This window comes from Bifidobacterium tibiigranuli, assembly GCF_009371885.1.
GTDB lineage: Bacteria > Actinomycetota > Actinomycetes > Actinomycetales > Bifidobacteriaceae > Bifidobacterium > Bifidobacterium tibiigranuli.
Genome location: NZ_QLZA01000008.1, coordinates 27,626 through 47,527, shown reverse-complemented (window position 1 = coordinate 47,527; position 19,902 = coordinate 27,626). Strand labels below are relative to the sequence as shown.

The window sequence follows — 19,902 nt, the reverse complement described above, 5'->3', positions numbered from 1 at the left end:
AACGCATGACTGAAACAACACAAGACCCCCGCAGCATTGCTCGCGAAGCCGCAATTGACGCCGCCCAGGACGCGCAGTTGGTCGGCGACTTCGTCGAGACCGTCGAGGTGGATGGCGACGTCACCGATTTCCGCTTCGTGGCGCTCAACCGCGGCTACGAGGGATGGCAGTGGTCGGTCGCGCTCTACCACGACGCTGAACTCGACCGGTGGACGGTCAACGAGGCCACGATGATTCCCACGGACGCGGCGCTGCGCCCGCCGGCATGGGTGCCGTGGAAAGACCGGCTGACGGCCGCCGATCTTTCGGTCACCGACTCGATTGGCACCGATCCGGATGATGAGCGCTTGGAAGACGGATTCCGCAAGACCAAGGCTGCCGAAGATTCCGAAACCGCGTCAGATGCGGATACTGCTTCCGGCAGCGAAGCGGGCGAATCGAGTGAACCTGGCGAATCAGGTGAATCGGATAAATCAGACGAGCCGGGCGAATCGGTCACCGCGCAGTCGGATGCGGATGAGATAGTCGAGGAATTCGACCTGTCCCGCCGCCATGTGCTGAGTCTGCTGGGGCGTTCGCAGACCGCGAAGCGCTGGTATGAAGGCCCGCGTGGCCCGAAGTCGCTGTCGACCAAAACCGCCGATGGCAAGGTCTGCTCGACCTGCGGCTTCTTCATCCCGCTCAAGGGCGATCTCAACGTGCTGTTCGGCGTGTGCGCGAACAAGTGGAGTCCTGACGATGGCCGTGTCGTCTCAATCGACCACGGCTGCGGGGAGCACTCGGAGATCGAGCCGCCGCAGACCGCTCACCTGTGGGTGCAGTCCGAACCGGCGTTCGACGATCTGCATATCGATGTGGTTGCGCAGGCGCCGCGCGAAGAGCGTAGCGAGGTCGAGCTGATGGAACAGCTCGCTGATACCGACGACATAGAGCCTGCGGCGGATGACGTCCAGAGTGCAGCGAATGGCACGGAGAGCCACGCTGCTGCGGATACTATGACTGCGGATAATGCAGATAAAGCTGTTGCTGATACTGATGCGCGAGCCGAGGAAACGTCTGCCGTTGAGCCCCAGGAACCGGCGCAAACTACGGTGGTAGAGGGCACTGCGGTAGAAAACACAGCGGTAGAGAATACAGCGGTTACGGATGTCGCAGATGCGCAGCAGGAACCGCAGCCGGAATCAGCCTCGTCTGACAACGCAGATACGGCTGAATCCGCTGCTGAGGCTACTACTGAGGCCGCTGAACCCCAAGAAACGACTTCGCCTGCCCAGACCTCCGAAGAGGCCTGAACAGACGAAGTCTCGCTCCGGCGAGCTCGGCACAGCGTGCCCGACTCAGTGCACTAGACTCAGTGCACCACGGTGACGGGGCACTGGGCCAGATTCACGACCTGACGGGACACCGACCCGAGGAAGCGCGCATCCAGGCCGTTAAGGCCTCTGGACCCCATGATGAGATGCCCGGCATAGCGTGAGATGTCGATTAGTCCCTTGGCCGCAGGAATATGGAAGGCGTGCGTCTGGATTTCTACCGCATCGGGGACGCTTGTCGCTTCGACCATGCGCCTGATGAGGTCTTCGGCATATGCCTGGCCGGCCGAGATTGGCGCGACTGCGTTCTCGTAGCCCGGGATTGGACTCAGCTCCTTGAGCTGCCAGCAGAATACGGCATGCAAAGGCGCGCGATGCAGTTTCGCGGTGCGCGCCGCAAAACGCAATGCCCGCTCGGAGACGGGGGAGCCATCCACAGCGACCACGAAGGGACCATCCGCCGATGCCTCCGCCTCCTGCGCAAGAGGCGATTTCGCTGAACCCAAAGCGCTTGCGATGTTGCTCTGCACATCGTCCGCGTCAGCGTCCACATTCGGCACGATGGTGACGGGCGCATGCGATTCCTCAGCTAGAGCCGCGGACGTGGAGGGGGAGAGCCAGCGCATCACGCGACCCAGGGAACGCCGACCGACGACAATCTGCTGCGCCTTGGCGCCGATATGCAGCAGTGCCGCCGTGCCAGAGGCCCTGACGGGCGTCAGCGTGATATCGCTAGGTTCGACATCGATGCCGTGGCATGCCTTATCGACCCATTCGCGCAGCGTGTCGGTAATCCGATCGCGCATGGCGTTCCAGTCCGCATCGGTTTGCGGCTCGCCGCCCATACCCCACGAGGTCGTCCATCCGAAGACCGCATTGATATGCTGTCCGCTGAGTTCGGCCTCGTGCAGAGCCCAGCGCAGCGCGGCAAATGATTCGGGCGAGCCGTCCACGCCGACGACGATATCCGTTTCTGCGGTGTTTCCGAGAGCGATGTCGCCTTGGCTTGTAACTTGTGATTGTTGCCTATCATCCATAGTGTCCTCCTTGATACCGGTTGATGCCTTCAATCTTAACGCGCCGTTGCGTTCTCAGCGCAATTCGCAAACGCCCGGAAATAAACGTCACCGCGAATCGGTAGAGTGAAGTGGATTATCAAGAAGTGGAAGGACAAGCATGTTCGAACGGTTTACCGACCGTGCCAGGCGTGTGATCGTTTTGGCGCAGGAAGAGGCCAGAGCGCTTCAGCACAACTATATCGGCACCGAGCACCTGTTGCTCGGCCTGATACGCGAAGGCGAAGGCGTCGCCGCCAAGGCGCTCGCCGCCAAGGGCGTGAACCTCGAAGACACCCGCAAGCAGGTCGAGGAGATGATCGGCAAGGGCAATGCCGCGCCGAACGGGCATATTCCGTTCACGCCGCATGCCAAGCAGGTCTTGGAACTGAGTCTGCGCGAGGCGTTGCAGCTGGGGCACAGCTATATCGGCACCGAGCATATCCTGCTTGGCCTGATACGCGAAGGCGAAGGCGTGGGCACTCAGGTGCTCATCAAGATGGATGTGGATCTGGGCGAACTGCGCAGCTCCACCATCGATATGATTCGCGGCAATTCCTCTTCCTCGGACGCCAACGGCAAGGCCGATCTCGCCAATGCCGGCGGCGTGCAGGACAAGGGCCGGCAGACCGGCTCCGCGATTCTCGACCAGTTCGGCCGCAATCTCACGGCCGAGGCCGCCGCAGGCAAGCTGGACCCGGTCATCGGGCGGTCCAGCGAGATTGAACGCGTCATGGTCGTGCTTTCGCGCCGCACGAAGAACAATCCCGTGCTGATAGGCGAACCGGGAGTCGGCAAAACCGCCGTCGTCGAAGGCCTCGCGCAGAAGATAAGCGCAGGAGACGTGCCTGAGACCCTGAAGGACAAGCAGGTGTACTCGCTTGACTTGGGTTCGATGGTGGCCGGCTCACGCTATCGCGGCGACTTCGAAGAGCGCCTGAAAAAGGTGCTCAAGGAGATCAAGACGCGCGGCGATATCGTGCTCTTCATCGATGAGATCCACACCATCGTCGGCGCAGGCAGCGCGGATGGCGCACTGGGCGCCTCCGATATGCTCAAGCCCCTGCTGGCGCGTGGCGAGCTGCAGACCATCGGCGCTACGACAACCGACGAGTACCGCAAGTACATCGAGAAGGATGCCGCGCTGGAACGCCGTTTCCAGCCCATTCAGGTGCATGAGCCGACGATTGCCGAGACCATCGAGATTCTTAAGGGACTGCGTGAACGCTACGAGAATCATCACCATGTGACGATAACCGACGGTGCGTTGCAGTCCGCGGCCGAGCTTTCCTCGCGCTACATCCAGGATCGCAACCTGCCCGACAAGGCCATCGATCTGATCGATGAGGCTGGTGCGCGGCTGCGTATCAAGCGCCTCACCGCCCCGCCCGAGCTCAAGGAGCTCGATGCGAAGATCGCGACGATCTCCGGCCAGAAGGATCAGGCGATCAAGGATCAGGACTTCGAGAAGGCCGCCGAATTGCGCGACAGTCAGGAGAAGCTGGAAGCCCAGCGCAAGGAGAAGGAATCCTCTTGGCGCGAAGGCGGCTCCGACGTCAAGATGGTCGTGGACGAAGACGTGATTGCCGAGGTGATTTCGAGCAGCACGGGCATTCCGGTGTTCAAGCTCACCCAGGCCGAGTCCAAGAAGCTGCTGGGCATGGAATCCGAGCTGCACAAGCGCATCATCGGGCAGGACGAAGCCGTTTCGGCACTGTCCCGTTCGATTCGGCGCACGCGCGTGGGGCTCAAGGATCCCAAGCGGCCCGCAGGCTCGTTCATCTTCGCCGGCCCTACCGGCGTGGGCAAGACCGAGCTGGCCAAAACGCTCGCGCAGTTCCTGTTCGACGACGAGGACGCGCTGATTCGCGTCGACATGTCCGAGTTCTCGGAGAAGTACGCGGCCTCGCGGCTCTTCGGTGCGCCTCCGGGGTACGTCGGCTACGAGGAGGGTGGCGAGCTCACCGAGAAGGTGCGCCGCAAGCCGTTCTCCGTCGTGCTCTTCGATGAGATCGAGAAGGCCCACCCTGACATCTTCAACACGCTGCTGCAGGTGCTGGACGACGGCCATTTGACCGACGGCCAAGGGCGCAAGGTCGATTTCAAGAATACGATTATCATTCTGACCACCAACCTCGGCACGCGCGACATCGCCAAGGCGGCCAACACCGGCTTCAACCTCGGATCGGACGCCGAAACGAGCTATCAGCGCATGAAGGACCAGGTCACGAGCGAGCTCAAGCAGCAGTTCCGCCCCGAGTTCCTCAACCGCCTGGACGACATCATCGTCTTCCAGCAGCTCACTGAGCCGCAGGTGCGTCAGATCGTTGACCTCGACATCAGCCAGCTCAACGATCGTCTCTTCGAGCGTCATATGTCGCTCGAGCTGACTGACAGCGCCAAGGACCTGCTCGCGCAGAAGGGCTTCGACCCGCTGCTGGGCGCACGTCCACTGCGCCGCGTTATCCAGCGCGACATCGAGGATGCCATCTCCGAGCAGATTCTTATGGGCGAGCTCGAAGACGGTCAGCGCGTGCTGGTCGATTCGGAGGGCGAGGGCATTCTGGGCGAGTTCACCTTCAAGGGTGAGGCCTTCGAAGAGCCCCAGCCACAAGGCGAGCTGGTCGGCGCATCCGTAGGCGTGTCCGATGCGGATGAATCAGGCGAGAACCCCAGCAACGGCACTGCCGAGTAAGTTGGCCGCTGAGTAGTACTAGCCCGGAAGACATACAGTAATGGCCCGGTTGCCAACCTGTTGATGCAGGTTGGCAACCGGGCCATTCTCGTTGCGTACTGGCGGCGAACGACCTCTTGGCGCAAGTCAGCGGCTCTTTCCCACCATTACCCAAAACAACTGGCGGTAAACGGCCGCTGAGCACATGTCAGTGGCCGTTTACCGCCAGTTGCCGAAGAATCCGCAGGGGTTGTCTTACTTCACGGCGTTGAGCCACTGCTCCTTGGTGGCCTTTTCGGCTTCGAGCTTGGCTTTCTTCTTGGGATCGCTTGCAGCGGCAATCTGGGCATCCAGTTCGGCGAGCTGAGCGGTCAGCTGCTCCTCGAAGCTCGACTTGCGGGCGTCGGCCTCGGGGTCGCGGCTCTTCCACTCGGCATCTTCAACGGATTTGATCTGCTTGTCGACGGCGTCAAGACGACCCTCGATGCGGCGCATGTCCTCGCGCGGCACATAGCCGATCTCATCCCACTGCTCCTGGATGGCGGCCAGCGCCTGGCGAGCCTGCTTGGCTGCCTTGGCGTCCTTGACCGGGACCAGTGCTTCGGCCTTCTTCAGCAGTTCCTCCTTCTTGACTAGATTATCCCGTTCGGAGGAGTCCGTCTGCTCGCGATCGGCCTGACGCGCGTTGAAGAAGGTGTCAGCGGCCTCGCGGAAGCGCGTCCACAGCGCATCGTCCTCATTGCGCCCGGCGCGGCCAGTCTGCTTCCAGCGGTCCATGAGCTCGTTGAACTTGCGCGAGGTATCGCCCCAGGCCGTCGAATCCTTGAGTTCGTTGGCTTCGGTGATGATTTCCTCTTTGAGGCGCTTGGTTTCGTTGCGTTCGTTGTCGCGATTCTGCGCCCACTTGCGGCGCGCCTGGTTGAATGTGGTGCGCGCCGAGGAGAAGCGCTTCCACAGTGCGTCGGCATCGGTTTTGTCGATGCGTACTGACGTGCGCTGATGCTGCTGCCACTGGTCGAACAGGGAGCGGAACTTGTCGGCGGTGGAACGCCAGTTCGTCGTGTCGCCAAGGGACGCGGTCAGCGCCTCGGCCTTCTCGACGATTGCAGTGCGTTCGGCCACGGCCTTCGCCACGGCTTCCTGATGGGCCTTGGCCAGCGTTTCCTTCTTGGCCTCGCCGGCGCTCTTCAATTCCTCGTAGCGTGCCTGCAGCGACGCGATATCGCCGACGACGGCCGGCTGCGCGACTTCTTCACCAAGGGATTTGAGCGAATCGTTGATCTCCTTGGGCTTGATGTTCGCGGCCTCCAGACGGGCGGCGAATACTTCGAGCTTCGCTTTCATATCGAGGAAGCGGTGCGCGTACAGGCTCAGCGCCTCCTCGTTGGTAGCGCCCGGGAACTGCCCGACTTCGCGTTCCGATTCGCCTTCGCGCACGAAAACATTGCCCTGCTCATCTACGCGCCCGAAGGATTCGGATGCCTTGATATCGGCCTGGGAGTAAATGCTCGCAGCGGCCGGGACCTTGTGCTGGGCCGGTTTCTTCGCCAGCGCGGCGGGGGAGGGAACGTGAGGCTTGGGTACCGGAGCCTTGGCAGGAGCTTTGGGCGTAGGGGCTGCGGCCGGCTGCGAGGCGCCAGACTGCTCTGGAGCCGCTGGCGTCGGAGCCTGTTCGGGGGTCTGTGGGGTGTGTTCGGATTCGGTGACGGTTTCGTCGGCCATGGCCAGCTCCTTACGGCTTGTGGTGCACAGGGTACGCAGGCGCGGGAGTTGTTCCCGTGTTTTTTCCGCGACTTCACCTATTATAGGGAATCGTGTCAAAAGGTGCATCAATATCAGGATTTCCGGAGTGGCTTCCCTCCGAGCGGGTTGTGGAGCAGCGCGTCATCGATACGCTACGTAGGGTTTTCGAGCTGAATGGTTTCATCGGCATCGAGACACGCGCGGTGGAGCAGGGCTCGAGTTTGCTCAAAAAAGGCGAGACCAGCAAGGAGATTTACTTGCTCTCCCGGCTGCAGGAGGTCGGCCATGAATCCGACACGCCGATCGAGGACCGGCTCGGCCTGCATTTTGATCTGACCGTGCCGCTGAGCCGGTACGTCGTCGAGCATTCGGGTGCGCTTGCCTTCCCCTTCAAACGCTGGCAGATTCAGAAGGTGTGGCGCGGCGAGCGCCCGCAGGAGGGCCGCTTCCGCGAATTCGTGCAGGCCGATATCGACGTGGTGGGCAACGGCGACCTTCCGGCGCACTATGAGGTCGAATTGCCGCTCGTGATGGTCAGCGCCTTGGAGGAGCTGCGTGCGTTCGGTCTGCCCAAGGCCACGGTGCACGCCAATAACCGCAAGCTTTCCGAAGGGTTCTATCGCGGGCTGGGCTTAAGCGACATCGAAGGCGTGCTGCGCGAGATAGACAAGCTCGACAAGGTCGGCGCGGACGAAGTGGCGCGTTTGCTGGTCGAGTCCTGTGGAGCGAACGAGGCTCAGGCGAAAGCCTGCCTTGCACTTGCCGAGCTGACTGCCGCCAATGGCACCGAGCTGGCCGAGCGCTTCGACGTGCTATGCGAAAGCCAAGCCATCAGCCATGACAGCGACGCCTACACGCTGGCTCGCGAAGGACTCGACACCTTGGCGATGATTGTGGATGAGGCGGCGAAGATACGCCCCGGCTCGGTGATTGCGGATTTGAAGATCGCTCGCGGGTTGGATTACTACACCGGTTCGGTCTACGAGACCTTCCTCGATGGCGCGGCCTCGCTTGGCTCTATCTGCTCGGGCGGGCGCTACGACAATCTGGCCACGCAAGGCTCCAAGCGCTATCCGGGAGTGGGCCTGTCCATTGGATTGTCGCGGCTGGTGTCGTATATGCTGCATACCGCAGGCGCACGGGCTTCGCGCGTCTCTCCCGCCGTGGTGCTGGTGGCGGTGTGGAATGAGGCGGACCGTGTGCAGTCGAACGCCATTGCCAATGCGCTGAGAGCTCGGGGGATTGCGGCTGATGTCGCGCCGAAGGCCGTCAAGCTCGGCAAGCAGATCAAGTATGCGGACAAGCTCGGCATACCGTATGTCTGGTTCCCGGCGCAGGCGGCGCAAGGCAGCGAGCAGAACAGCGAGCAGAACGACGAAGCGACCACGGAAGCAAACGGCGAAACGCCCGGCGACGAGGTGCGCGACATCATGTCCGGCGAGCAGCGGCCGGCCGATATCAAGTCGTGGGAGCCGGATACTGTGTACGCTCGGCAAACCGTCAGTCTCAAGGCCTGATTTCCAAGGCTTTGCAAGGCGGTCGCGCTTCAGGCGCGGCATGGAAAATGTTACGGATTGACAAGGATTCAAGGAATAGAGGCAGCATGGGCCGCACGGCTTACAGAACACATCATGCCATCGAGGTGACCGAGGCGCTTATCGGCAGCACGGTGACGCTCGCCGGATGGGTCGATCGGCGTCGCGATCACGGCGGCGTGGCCTTCATCGATCTGCGCGACAGCACCGGCTTGGTGCAGGTCGTCATCAACGACGAGGAGATCGCGCGCCCGCTGCGCAGCGAATTCGTCGTGCAGGTGGTCGGCGATGTGCGCGAACGCCCCGAAGGCAATGAGAACGTGCATTTGGCGACCGGCAAGATCGAGGTCGTGGTGCGCGAGCTCACCGTGCTTGCCAAGTCCGACGCGCTGCCCTTCCAGGTCTCGACCGCGCTTGAGAACGAGTCTGAGAACAAGCTTCCCGGCGAGGACGTGCGCCTCAAGTACCGTTACCTTGATCTGCGTCGCCCGCAGATGCAAAGCAACCTGAAGCTGCGCTCGGATATGACCCGCGCTGCCCGCCATGCCTTGGAGGATATGGACTTCACCGAGGTGGAGACCCCGACCTTCATTAAGTCCACGCCGGAGGGCGCACGCGATTTCGTGGTGCCGGCCCGCTTGGTGCCCGGTTCGTGGTACGCGCTGCCGCAGTCGCCGCAGCTCTTGAAGCAGCTGCTTATGGTCGGTGGCGTCGAGCGCTACTACCAGCTGGCGCGCTGCTACAGGGACGAGGACTTCCGCGCTGACCGCCAGCCCGAGTTCACCCAGCTCGACATCGAGATGAGCTATGTGAGCCAGGAAGACGTCATCGGCATGGCCGAGCAGGTCGTCGCTTCGATTTGGAAGTCGCGTGGCTATGAGATCACGCTGCCTCTGCCGCGCATCTCCTGGCAGGACGCCATGGACAAGTACGGCTCCGACAAGCCCGATCTGCGCTTCGGCAACCCGCTTGTCGAACTCACCGAATACTTCAAGGACACCCCGTTCCGCGTGTTCAAGGCCCCGTACGTCGGCGCGATCGTGTTCAAGGGCGGTGCCTCCACGCCGCGTCGCCAGTTCGATGCCTGGCAGGAATGGGCCAAGCAGCGCGGTGCCAAGGGTCTGGCGTACGTGCAGTTCACGGCAGACGGCGAGCTCAAGGGCCCCGTTGCCAAGAACCTCTCCGATGACGAGCGCAACGGCTTGAAGGCCGCAGTCGGCGCCGAGGACGGCGACGCGGTGTTCTTCGCCGCAGGTTCGCGCGAATCCTCGCAGCTGCTGCTCGGTGCCGCTCGTGTCGAGCTGGCTCGCCGCGCAGGCCTGCTGCATCCGGACGAATTCGCGTTCACCTGGGTTGTCGACTTCCCGCTGTTCAAGCGCACCGACGACCCTGATGACGACGATGTAGCGGTCGGCCACTCCAAGTGGACCTCGATGCACCATCCGTTCACCATGCCTTCGGCAGATTGGATCGACACCTTCGACAAGGACCCCGAGCATGCGATGAGTGATTCCTACGACATCGTGTGCAACGGCGAGGAGATGGGCGGCGGCTCCGTGCGTATCCACCGCGACGACATCCAGGACCGCGTGCTGAATGTGCTCGGCATCGAACCCGAGGAAGCGCAGGAGAAGTTCGGCTTCCTGCTTGAGGCGTTCAAGTACGGCGCCCCGCCTCATGCGGGTATCGCGCTGGGCTGGGACCGCACCGTGTCGCTGCTCGCCGGAGCTGATTCCATCCGCGACGTCATCGCCTTCCCGAAGGCTGGCGGTGGCCGCGACCCGCTCACCGGCTCTCCGGCCCCGATCTCGGACGCGCAGCGCGCCGAAACCGGCGTCGACTACGACCCGGACGAGGACAAGAACTGAGCGGCGGCAGATCAGGCAGACCAACGTATGCAATTGATCATCCGATGCACTGGTTGTCTCGCAGTTTGGACAGCTGACGGAAAATAAGGTTTCACGCCTTAGTTTTCAGGCCGACACGATGCTTTCACGGAGCAGTAAAATTCTGTAAAACACACCGTGTCGGCCTGATTTGCACTCAACCGTAATATTCTGTGGCTACGATAAACACAAGTTTTGCTTTAGGAGAGGAGCGACGCGTATGACATCTCTGGATTCGACCCCTGTCGAAAACCTGACGAAATCAGCTGCCGGGCAGGAGACGGGGAGTCCGCTGGTCGAGTTGCGGCATGTGGACAAGTACTTCGGCGACCTGCATGTGCTCAAGGACATCAACCTCTCGGTAGCCAAGGGCGAGGTGCTGGTGATTATCGGCCCGTCCGGTTCGGGAAAATCCACCCTGTGCCGCACGATCAACCGTCTTGAATCGATTGATTCGGGCGAGATTCTCATCGACGGACAGCCGCTCCCTCAGGAAGGCAAGAAGCTCACCAAGCTTCGCGCCGAGGTCGGCATGGTGTTCCAGTCCTTCAATCTCTTCTCGCACAAGACGATTCTCGACAATGTGACCCTTGCCCCGCGCAAGGTGCGAGGCACGTTCAAGGCCGATGCGGAGAAAGAAGGCCTTGAACTGCTCTCGCGCGTCGGGGTGGATACGCAGGCGAGCAAGCTGCCCGTGCAGCTTTCGGGCGGCCAGCAGCAGCGCGTCGCCATTGCGAGGTCACTGGCCATGCATCCCAAGGTCATGCTCTTCGACGAGCCGACTTCGGCGCTGGATCCCGAGATGATCAACGAGGTTCTCGATGTCATGGTGAACTTGGCTAAGGAGGGGATGACGATGATCGTCGTCACCCACGAGATGGGCTTCGCCCGTCAGGCTGCGAACCGCGTCGTGTTCATGGCCGATGGCGAGATCCTCGAAGAGGGAACTCCCGAAGAGTTCTTCGAGCATCCGACGAGCGAGAGGGCCCGGGACTTCCTGGGCAAGATCCTGACGCACTGATGTGCGTGGGCTGCATATACGCATATTATATGCGGCTTAGCGCATAAACCAGAGGCATGATGTGCTGTCTGTGTGCGTACGACGGAGGCTGAGCAGGGAATGACCGGTCGCACAATGGCAACACAATGGCAATTTGTCAATTTGTATCCAACAATCACTGAAGAAGAGAAAGCGAGCATCTGATGATGAAGCGCATGGGTAAGGTAATGAAGGCGATTGCAGCGGTGGCAACCGTCGCGACGATGGCATCGATGGCGGCGTGCGGAGGCTCGTCGTCCGGATCCTCCGATGGCGGCGGGAAGAAGATCACCATCGGCATCAAGTTCGATCAACCGGGTCTCGGCTTCAAGCAGGGCAGCAGCTACAGCGGCTTCGATGTGGACGTCGCTACGTACGTGGCGAAGAAGCTTGGCTATTCCGCCAATCAGATCGTGTGGAAGGAAGCACCTTCCAAGCAGCGTGAGAGCCTGCTGCAGAACGGCACCGTGGATCTGGTCGTGGCTACGTACACCATGAACAAGTCGCGCGCTGATGTCGTTGACTTTGCAGGCCCGTACTTCGTGGCGGCGCAGGACATCCTGGTCCGGGCGAATGACAAGAAGATCACCGGACCGAAGGCCCTGGACGGCGAGAAGCTGTGCTCCGTCACCGGCTCGACCTCGGCCCAGCATGTCAAGGACGATTTCTCGCACAACACGCAGCTTATGGAGCAGCCGGGCTACGCCGAGTGCGTCACCGCGCTACTATCGGGAACCGTGGATGCGGTGACCACGGATGACATCATTCTCGCCGGCCTCGCTGCGGCCAAGGGCAATGGGCAGCTCAAGGTGCTCGGCACGCCGTTCTCCGAAGAGCCTTATGGCATCGGCGTGAAGAAGGGCAACACCGCGATGGTCAAGAAGGTCAACGCCGCCATTGAAGACATGATCAAGGATGGATCGTGGAAGGCGGCTGTCGAGAAGGCCACCAAGGGCACCGGCTACACGCCGAACGCGAAGTTCAACCCGCCGACCAAGATCGGCGACGCGAGCTGGATTCAGGATAAGTAGTCCGTTTTTCGTGGCGTTGGCGGGGCTGCGGTCCTGTCAACGCCACGAATGGCATAAGGATGGTTGTGCGGCGCGTCTGCGGGATGCGTCGCCAGATGTGGATGGGGCGCTATGAATGTTCTGATCAATCTTTTTAGCAATTACAATATCGTTGGCGCGTTCGTGGTCAATATCGAACTGACGCTGTGGAGCGCACTGTTTTCGCTGATACTTGGCGTGCTGCTCGTGACGATGCGCATATCGCCGGTATCTTCGCTGAGGGCATTCGCTTCGGGCTATGTCGAGCTGTTCAAGAACATGCCGCTGACCATTATCATGGTGTTCATGGTGCTCGGCGTGTTCGGGCAGCTTAAGTTCCAGTTCTCGAACAATTTCGATACCAACTTCTTCTGGCTGGCGACCGCGGGGCTTTCGCTGTACACGGCGGCCTTCGTGTGCGAGTCGCTGCGTTCAGGCATCAACACCGTGCCGCTTGGCCAGTCCGAGGCGGCTCGTTCGCTGGGGTTGAACTTTGTGCAGTCGGCCTCGCAGATCATACTTCCGCAGGCCTTCCGCGGTGCTGTGGCACCGCTGGGCAATACCTTCATCGCCCTGCTGAAGAACTCCACCGTCGCCGCAGCCGCCTCCGTGGCCACTGAGAGCTCAAGCCTGATGAGCACGATGATCGAAGACAACGCCAACGCGATCATCGCCATATTCCTTATCTTCGCCTTTGGCTACGTCATTCTGATCATCCCGATTGGTTTGCTGACCACATGGCTTTCGAACAAACTGGCGGTGAGACGATGAGTGGAGAATCGAATATGATGAGTGCAGCTGTTTCCACGCCCACTATGCCCCAGCAGCCGCGACGCCGCAAGAAGAACGTTTCCGCATCGGTTCTTTTCGATGAGCCCGGTCCTCGCGCCAAACGCAAGATCGCAGTGGCCAATACGATTGGCATACTGGTATTCGTGGCGCTTGTGGTGCTCGTGCTCATGCGGCTGCATAACCCACCGCAAGGCCAGAACCAGCTGAGCGCCGCGCTGTGGAAGCCTGCAGTGTCGGGCGACGCCTGGATCAACTTCTACCTGCCCGGTCTTCTCGGCACGCTGAAGGCTTCGGTCGCTGCAGTCATCGGTTCGGTGATTTTCGGCATCATCTTCGGCATCGGACGACTTGTGCCCACGCGGATCGTGCGCGCCATATGCTCGGTCATTGTGGAGTTCTGCAGGGCCGTGCCGGTACTGATGTTCATGATCTTCTTCTGGCGCTGGTTCTCGTCGATGGGCATTTCCGACCAGGCTGCATTCTATGCAGTCGTGCTAGGGCTGATTCTGTACAACGGCTCGGTGATCGCCGAACTGGTGCGTTCCGGCGTGGGCAATCTGCCCAAAGGCCAGCGCGAGGCCGCGACTGCGCTGGGCATGAGTCCGCTGCGCTCTCTGCTGTCGGTGGAGGTGCCGCAGGCTGTTATCGCCATGCTGCCCGCCGCAGTCACCCAGCTCGTCGTGGTGTTGAAGGATACCGCGCTCGGCTCGATTATCGTCTATGCCGAGCTGCTGCAGGAATCCCGTCGCCTGGGTTCTTCGTATTTCAACATTCTGCAGACGCTGGTCATTGCCACGATTATTTATTTCATCATCTGCTGGCTGCTCTCCAAGTTCGCCGAATGGCTTCCCAAGCGCATGCAGCGGCGCACTACAGGCGATGCACAGACTGAGCCGCTTGCCCCGATTGCGATTCTTGATGCGTCCAACCGCAGCCAGATAGCGGTCGCCAAGGAAAGCGAGGAACTGCCCTTCGGCGGTGCTCCGCTCCAGCATCATGTACGCTATCAGGGTTCGAATGCCGCGATTCAGGATTGGCAGCATGTCGAATACGTGCAAGGCTACGATTTCATGCATCCGGAGACCCAGATCGATATGCGCTCCCTGCAGATTCCCGACTTCATCAAGCCGATTATTCCCGGGCTCGATAGTGATAAACGCAAGGATGATTAGTCCGGCAAGAAATGGGCGGCACCGAGTGGATGGCGCTGAACAGAGGATGCTGAATAAACGGCGCTGAACTCCGCGAGGAGGGGCGTGGCATGAGTAATCATGCTGCGCCCCTCCTTTTGTATTTTGCGCGGAGCGCGTCTACGGTGAGCGGCGTCAATGGGGTATGCTGGGCGTATGAATGAATCAATGAAGAATCATGGCATACAGGCCTGGCTCACTGATATGGATGGGGTGCTCGTTCATGAGGACGAGGCGCTTCCTGGTGCTGTCGAGTTCATCGAAACGCTGAAAGAGGCCGGCACGCCGTTCCTAGTGCTGACCAACAATTCGATCTTCTCGCGGCGCGATTTGAACTGGCGGCTTCATGCCAGCGGCATCGACATTCCCGAGGAGAACATCTGGACGAGCGCACTGGCTACGGCTGAATTCGTCAGCCAGCAGATGCCGGGAGGAAAGGCGTATGTTGTCGGCGAGGCGGGGCTGACCACGGCGCTGCACGATGTCGGCTACGTGCTCACCGACAAGAACCCGGACTATGTCATCATCGGCGAGACGCGCAACTACTCCTTCGAGCAGCTGACTCGTGCGCTCCAGCTTATTCAGGGCGGCGCGCGCTTCATCTGCACGAATCCTGACTACACCGGCCCGTCGTCCAGCGGTGATCTGCTCGCTGCCGGAGCGGTGGCCGAGATGATTCACAAGGCGTCGGGCTTCGAGCCGTACTTCATCGGCAAGCCCAACCCGATTTTCTTCAGGACGGCGCTCAACAAGCTCGCCGCCCACAGCAAGACCACGGCGATGATCGGCGACCGGCTGGACACCGATATCCGTGCAGGCCTTGAGGCTGGCGTCGAGACCTTCCTTGTACTCACCGGCATCTCCTCGGCCGAATCGATTGACAAATTCCCCTTTAAGCCTTCGCATGTCGTCAACAGCATCAAGGACTTGATCCCACTGGCCGAAGGCGCGCATCCCGATACGCTCGAACAGCCCAAGGAACCCAAAGGACCGGCGAAGTTGGTTCAGCCGACGTCGACTGCTGCGGCAAAGCGCAAGTAGCAGCAGGCGTCGGATTCCCTATCACGTGGCAGGTGTGCACTCTGTCTCGTTTGTGACACTTATTCAGCATAACTGTCACAAACGAGACAGAGTTTTTTTTACTTCGCTTTGAATCCGTGCAATTTTGATAGATGATTCGCTTTGAATCCGTGATATATTCATTGTACTTTCATCTTGAAACCGTATGCGACGGCTTCGCTTGATAAGTTCAAGGCCTGCTTTGCTGGCCGTATTGGCACCCAGATAGTCCTGCACACCGCTAATATCAAACGGGGGAACGGTCGCGACTACCTGCCCATCTGTCTCGCTACATTCCTGTGAGGGATATATGGGCGCGGATGCCTGCTCGGTAACGACTGAACGATAGACTTGGCGTATTATGGCGGATTCACAGGAAAACAACGATAAACAAACACTGAGTAAACGAACACTGAGTGAGCAGATACTGAGTAAACGAACACTGGGCGAGCTCGCGCCGCGCTGGGGCGACGAAGGCGGCGCAATCGACGTTGACGAGATATACGAGCGCTTCTTCGATTGGGTGGACGAGGTCAAGGGCATCGAGCCGTGGCCGCATCAGGAGGAGGCCATCACTGATCTGCTGGCCGGCGACCATGTGGTGCTCAACACGCCCACCGGCTCGGGCAAGTCGCTGGTGGCGCTGGGCATGCATTACGCCGCGTTGTGCACGGGCAGGCGATCGTATTACACCGCGCCGATCAAGGCGCTGGTCTCCGAGAAGTTCTTTGACTTGGTCGAGGCTTTCGGGCGCGAGAACATTGGCATGATCACGGGGGACACACGCATCAACGCCGATGCGCCGATCGTCTGCTGCACGGCGGAGATTCTGGCGAACCAGGCGCTGCGCGAAGGCAGCCACGCCGATGTGGGCTGCGTGGCGATGGACGAATTCCATTACTATGGCGACCGCGAGCGCGGATGGGCGTGGCAGGTGCCGCTGCTGACGTTGCCGCATACGCAGTTCTTGCTGATGAGCGCCACGCTGGGCAATGTCGACGCGATAGCCGACAAGCTCGAGACGATGACCGGCACGGATGTCGATGTCATCGCGGACGCGCCTAGGCCGGTGCCGCTGAGCTACGAGTACACCGACAAGCAGCTCGCGGGGACCGTGGAGCTGTTGTTCAACCGGCAGGACACGCCGATCTACGTCGTGCATTTCTCGCAGGATGCCGCGCTGGAAACCGCGCAGGCATTGGCCGGAACCGGCGTGTCGAGCAAGGAGCAGCGCAAGGCGATTGCGGAGGCGATGAAGGGCACGAAGTTCACGACGGCCTTCGGCAAGATTCTGCAACGACTGCTGCGCACCGGCGTGGGCATCCATCATGCCGGCATGCTGCCGCGCTACCGGCGCCTGGTCGAGCAACTCGCGCAGCAGGGCCTGCTGCCGGTCATCTGCGGCACCGATACCCTCGGCGTCGGCATCAACGTGCCGATTCACTCCGTGGTGCTGACCGCGCTGACCAAATTCGACGGCACGAAGATGCGCCGTCTGCGCGCCCGCGAATTCCATCAGATCGCGGGCCGCGCGGGCCGCATGGGATTCGACACCGAAGGCTTGGTCGTGGCCGAAGCACCCGAATTCGAGATCGAGAACGCGCGGGCGATCGCCAAAGCGGGCGACGACCCGAAGAAGCTCAAGAAAATTAAGCGCAAAAAAGCTCCCGAGGGTTTCGTAACCTGGAACAAGGGCACCTTCGAGAAGCTGGTCGATGCCGAGCCGGAGACCTTGGTGCCGCATATGGTCATCACGCACGCGATGGTCTTGAACGAAGTCGCCCAGGGCGGCGATGCGCGGGCACGGCTCGACCAGCTCGTTGACGACTCGGCGCAGACGCCGGATCAGAAAGAGCATCTGCATAATCGTGTTGGCGAGATATTCCAGACGATGTTCGATTCCGAGTTCATCGAGGTGGAAGACAACGATCGCGGCGGCAAGGATTACTATCTCGCTATTGATCTGCCGGACAACTTCGCGCTCGATCAGCCGCTGTCGCCATTCCTGCTGGCCGCGCTGGAACTGCTCGACACTGAGTCAAGCAGCTATGCGCTCGACGTGATCTCGATGGTCGAAGCTACGCTGGACGACCCGCGCCAGGTGCTCAAGGCTCAGCAACGCCAAGCCAGAGACGAGGCGATGGCGACGATGAAAGCGGACGGGCTCGACTACGAAGAGCGCATGGAGCGTCTGCAGGAGGTCACCTATCCCAAGCCCTTGGAGGAGCTGCTTGACGCGGCCTTCGAGCAGTATCGTAAGGATGTGCCGTGGGCGAACGACTACTGGCTGAGCCCCAAATCCGTGGTGCGCGACATGGTCGAGACGGCGAGCGATTTCACGGGGTACATCTCCCGCTACGGCATCGCGCGTTCTGAGGGCACGCTGCTGCGCTACCTGTCGGACGCCTACCGGTCGCTGGCCCGCACTGTGCCGGTCGAGAAGCGCAACGAGCAGCTTGAGGATGTGATCTCCTGGCTGCGCGTCGTCGTGCGCTCGGTCGATTCGAGCCTCATCGACGAATGGGAGCATGCCGGTGATGCCTCGCAAAGCGAACTCGACGCGCTGTCCGCAGCCGCCCCGGGCGCTGCTCATCAGGTGGTCGAGGACCGGCGTGGGCTCATCGTGCTCATCCGCAACGCTGTGTTCCGCCGCGTCCAGCTCATGGACCTCGACAAGCCCGCCGAGCTTGGCGCGCTCGACAAGGACTGGGGCTACAACGTGCATGAGTGGGAGGACACGCTCGACGACTACTACGACCAGCATGAGTACGTCGGCATCGACGCGAAGGCCCGCAGCGGTGAGCTGTTCATCCTGGACGACGCCCACGAGCGCGATGAGCACACGTGGAAAGTCCGCCAGATCATCGACGACTCCGACGGCGACCACGACTGGGCCATCACCGGCACCGTCGACCTCGACGCCACGCAGGAAGGCGGCGAAGTCGTCTTCGCCGACTACCACGTCGGCCCAGTCGCGACGGTGTGACATAGGTTTGCCGCAGCATCGACTGCATGTGTAAGTCTGCACTGTGTAGTTCTGCACTGTGCAGTCTTGCACAGTGCAGTCTTACACAAGCAGTCTCGCGCAACGCGAAGGCTGTGGTGTGCCGGTTGCGATTGTTTGGCTCGAGGCTTTGCCGGTGAGCGGCCTGACTACACTGGCAGTATGACTGAGGATTTGTTTGGCGCGGCCGATGCGCCCGAGGATATGACGCGGCCGCTTGCGGTGCGGATGCGGCCCTCGACGCTGGCTGAGGTGGTGGGGCAGGATCGCGTGCTGGGGGAGGGTTCGCCGTTGCGTCGGCTGGCGAATCCCGCGTCGAAGGGCTCGCTGACTGCGCCGAGTTCGATTATCCTGTTCGGCCCTCCTGGGGTCGGCAAGACGACGCTGGCCTATATCGTCGCCAAGCAGTCGGGGCGTGTGTTCGAGGAGCTTTCGGCAGTCACCTCCGGGGTCAAGGATGTGCGCGCGGTGCTGCAGCGGGCGCATGAGCGGCTGGTGGCGCAGGGGCGCGAAACCGTGCTGTTCATCGACGAGGTGCACCGCTTCTCGAAATCGCAGCAGGACGCGCTGCTGCCCAGCGTGGAGAACCGCGATGTGACCTTCATTGGCGCCACGACTGAGAATCCGAGCTTCTCCGTGATTTCGCCGCTGCTGAGCCGTTCCGTGGTGGTCAAGCTCGAAGCTTTGGAGCCTGAGGACTTGCAGGTGCTGCTTACGCGCGCGCTTGACGACCAGCGTGGGCTCAAAGGCGAGGTGAAGGCCAGTGACGAGGCCATCGATGAGATCATCCGTATGGCTTCGGGCGATGCGCGCAAGTCGCTGACGATTCTCGAAGCTGCAGCAGGCGCGGTCACCGGTGACAAGGAGCGCAGAAAGGGCGCTCGCAAGCCGATTATCACGCCGGAGGTGGTCGGCAAGGTCATGGACGCGGCCACCGTGCGCTATGACAAGAAGGGCGATGACCACTACGACGTGATCTCCGCCTTCATTAAATCGATGCGCGGCTCCGACCCCGATGCCGCGCTGCACTATCTGGCGCGCATGCTCAGGGCTGGGGAGGACCCGCGGTTCATCGCCCGGCGCATCATGATCGCCTCGGCCGAGGAAGTCGGCATGGCCGCGCCGCAGATATTGCAGGTGACGGTGGCCGCAGCGCAGGCCGTTGCGATGATCGGCATGCCCGAGGCGCGCATTATTCTCTCCGAGGCGACTATCGCCGTGGCTACCGCGCCCAAGTCGAATGCCAGCTACAACGCGATTAACGCTGCGCTCGCCGATGTGGACGCCGGACTGATCGGCCAGGTGCCGCTGCATCTGCGCAACGCGCCGACCAAGCTCATGAAGTCCTGGGGCAACCACGAAGGCTACCAGTACGCTCACGACGCGCCCGGCGCAGTCGCCGCGCAGCAGTACATGCCCGATGAGCTGGTCGGCCATGAGTACTACCACCCCAACGAGCGCGGCTACGAGCATGAGCTCGGCCCGCGTTTGGAGCGCATTCGCTCGATGCTGCACGGCAGCAAACCCGATTCGCGTGAAGCGTAGGTAACCGGAAGGCCAGCA

13 protein-coding genes are annotated in these 19,902 nt (G+C 61.2%); 11 read left to right on the top strand and 2 right to left on the bottom strand.

Translation table 11 applies throughout. The features are described from left to right. Positions 1–5: 5 nt before the first annotated feature. Positions 6–1,292 (top strand): DUF3027 domain-containing protein, encoded by a 1,287-nt coding sequence (locus DDF78_RS07790; protein ID WP_152581410.1) that lies wholly within the window; start codon positions 6–8, stop codon positions 1,290–1,292. Positions 1,293–1,351: 59 nt separating this feature from the next. On the opposite strand, the gene DDF78_RS07785 is transcribed toward DDF78_RS07790, so the two are convergent. Continuing rightward, positions 1,352–2,350 (bottom strand): universal stress protein, encoded by a 999-nt coding sequence (locus DDF78_RS07785; protein WP_152581411.1) that lies wholly within the window; start codon positions 2,348–2,350, stop codon positions 1,352–1,354. A 139-nt stretch (positions 2,351–2,489) separates the two neighbouring features. Between DDF78_RS07785 and DDF78_RS07780 the strand changes: the two genes are divergently transcribed. Beyond that, on the top strand, positions 2,490–5,063 hold the full coding sequence (locus DDF78_RS07780) for an ATP-dependent Clp protease ATP-binding subunit (RefSeq protein WP_152581412.1): 2,574 nt from the start codon (positions 2,490–2,492) through the stop codon (positions 5,061–5,063). Between the two features lie 234 nt (positions 5,064–5,297). Here the strand turns inward: DDF78_RS07780 and DDF78_RS07775 are convergent, their stop codons facing one another. Next, positions 5,298–6,764, bottom strand: a complete 1,467-nt coding sequence (locus tag DDF78_RS07775) for a DUF349 domain-containing protein (RefSeq protein WP_152581413.1) — start codon at positions 6,762–6,764, stop codon at positions 5,298–5,300. Positions 6,765–6,856: 92 nt separating this feature from the next. On the opposite strand from DDF78_RS07775, the gene hisS reads away from it, so the two are divergent. The 9 genes from hisS to DDF78_RS07730 all read left to right on the top strand — a co-directional run bounded on the left by hisS (position 6,857) and on the right by DDF78_RS07730 (position 19,884). Beyond that, complete coding sequence (hisS, locus tag DDF78_RS07770; protein ID WP_152581414.1) at positions 6,857–8,302, top strand: histidine--tRNA ligase; 1,446 nt, start codon at positions 6,857–6,859, stop codon at positions 8,300–8,302. Between the two features lie 86 nt (positions 8,303–8,388). Beyond that, positions 8,389–10,188 carry an aspartate--tRNA ligase gene (gene aspS, locus DDF78_RS07765; protein ID WP_152581415.1) on the top strand — a complete coding sequence of 600 codons (1,800 nt, stop codon included), beginning with the start codon at positions 8,389–8,391 and terminating at the stop codon, positions 10,186–10,188. 238 nt (positions 10,189–10,426) lie between these two features. Beyond that, positions 10,427–11,227, top strand: coding sequence for an amino acid ABC transporter ATP-binding protein (locus DDF78_RS07760; RefSeq protein WP_152581416.1), 801 nt, complete (start codon positions 10,427–10,429; stop codon positions 11,225–11,227). Positions 11,228–11,412: 185 nt separating this feature from the next. Beyond that, positions 11,413–12,276: a glutamate ABC transporter substrate-binding protein gene (locus tag DDF78_RS07755; RefSeq protein WP_237564610.1), complete on the top strand. Its 864-nt coding sequence runs from the start codon at positions 11,413–11,415 to the stop codon at positions 12,274–12,276. A 111-nt stretch (positions 12,277–12,387) separates the two neighbouring features. Further along, positions 12,388–13,065, top strand: coding sequence for an amino acid ABC transporter permease (locus DDF78_RS07750; RefSeq protein ID WP_152581418.1), 678 nt, complete (start codon positions 12,388–12,390; stop codon positions 13,063–13,065). A gap of 44 nt (positions 13,066–13,109) precedes the next feature. Next, positions 13,110–14,258, top strand: coding sequence for an amino acid ABC transporter permease (locus DDF78_RS07745; protein WP_152581446.1), 1,149 nt, complete (start codon positions 13,110–13,112; stop codon positions 14,256–14,258). A 174-nt stretch (positions 14,259–14,432) separates the two neighbouring features. After that, entirely contained in the window at positions 14,433–15,317 is an 885-nt protein-coding gene (locus DDF78_RS07740; protein ID WP_237564606.1) for an HAD-IIA family hydrolase, read from the top strand. A 379-nt stretch (positions 15,318–15,696) separates the two neighbouring features. Then, on the top strand, positions 15,697–18,321 hold the full coding sequence (locus DDF78_RS07735; RefSeq protein ID WP_152581419.1) for a DEAD/DEAH box helicase: 2,625 nt from the start codon (positions 15,697–15,699) through the stop codon (positions 18,319–18,321). A 180-nt stretch (positions 18,322–18,501) separates the two neighbouring features. Continuing rightward, the gene (locus DDF78_RS07730; protein WP_152581420.1) at positions 18,502–19,884 is read left to right on the top strand and encodes a replication-associated recombination protein A; all 1,383 of its coding nucleotides are present in this window, start codon (positions 18,502–18,504) and stop codon (positions 19,882–19,884) included. The last annotated feature ends 18 nt before the right edge of the window (positions 19,885–19,902 follow it).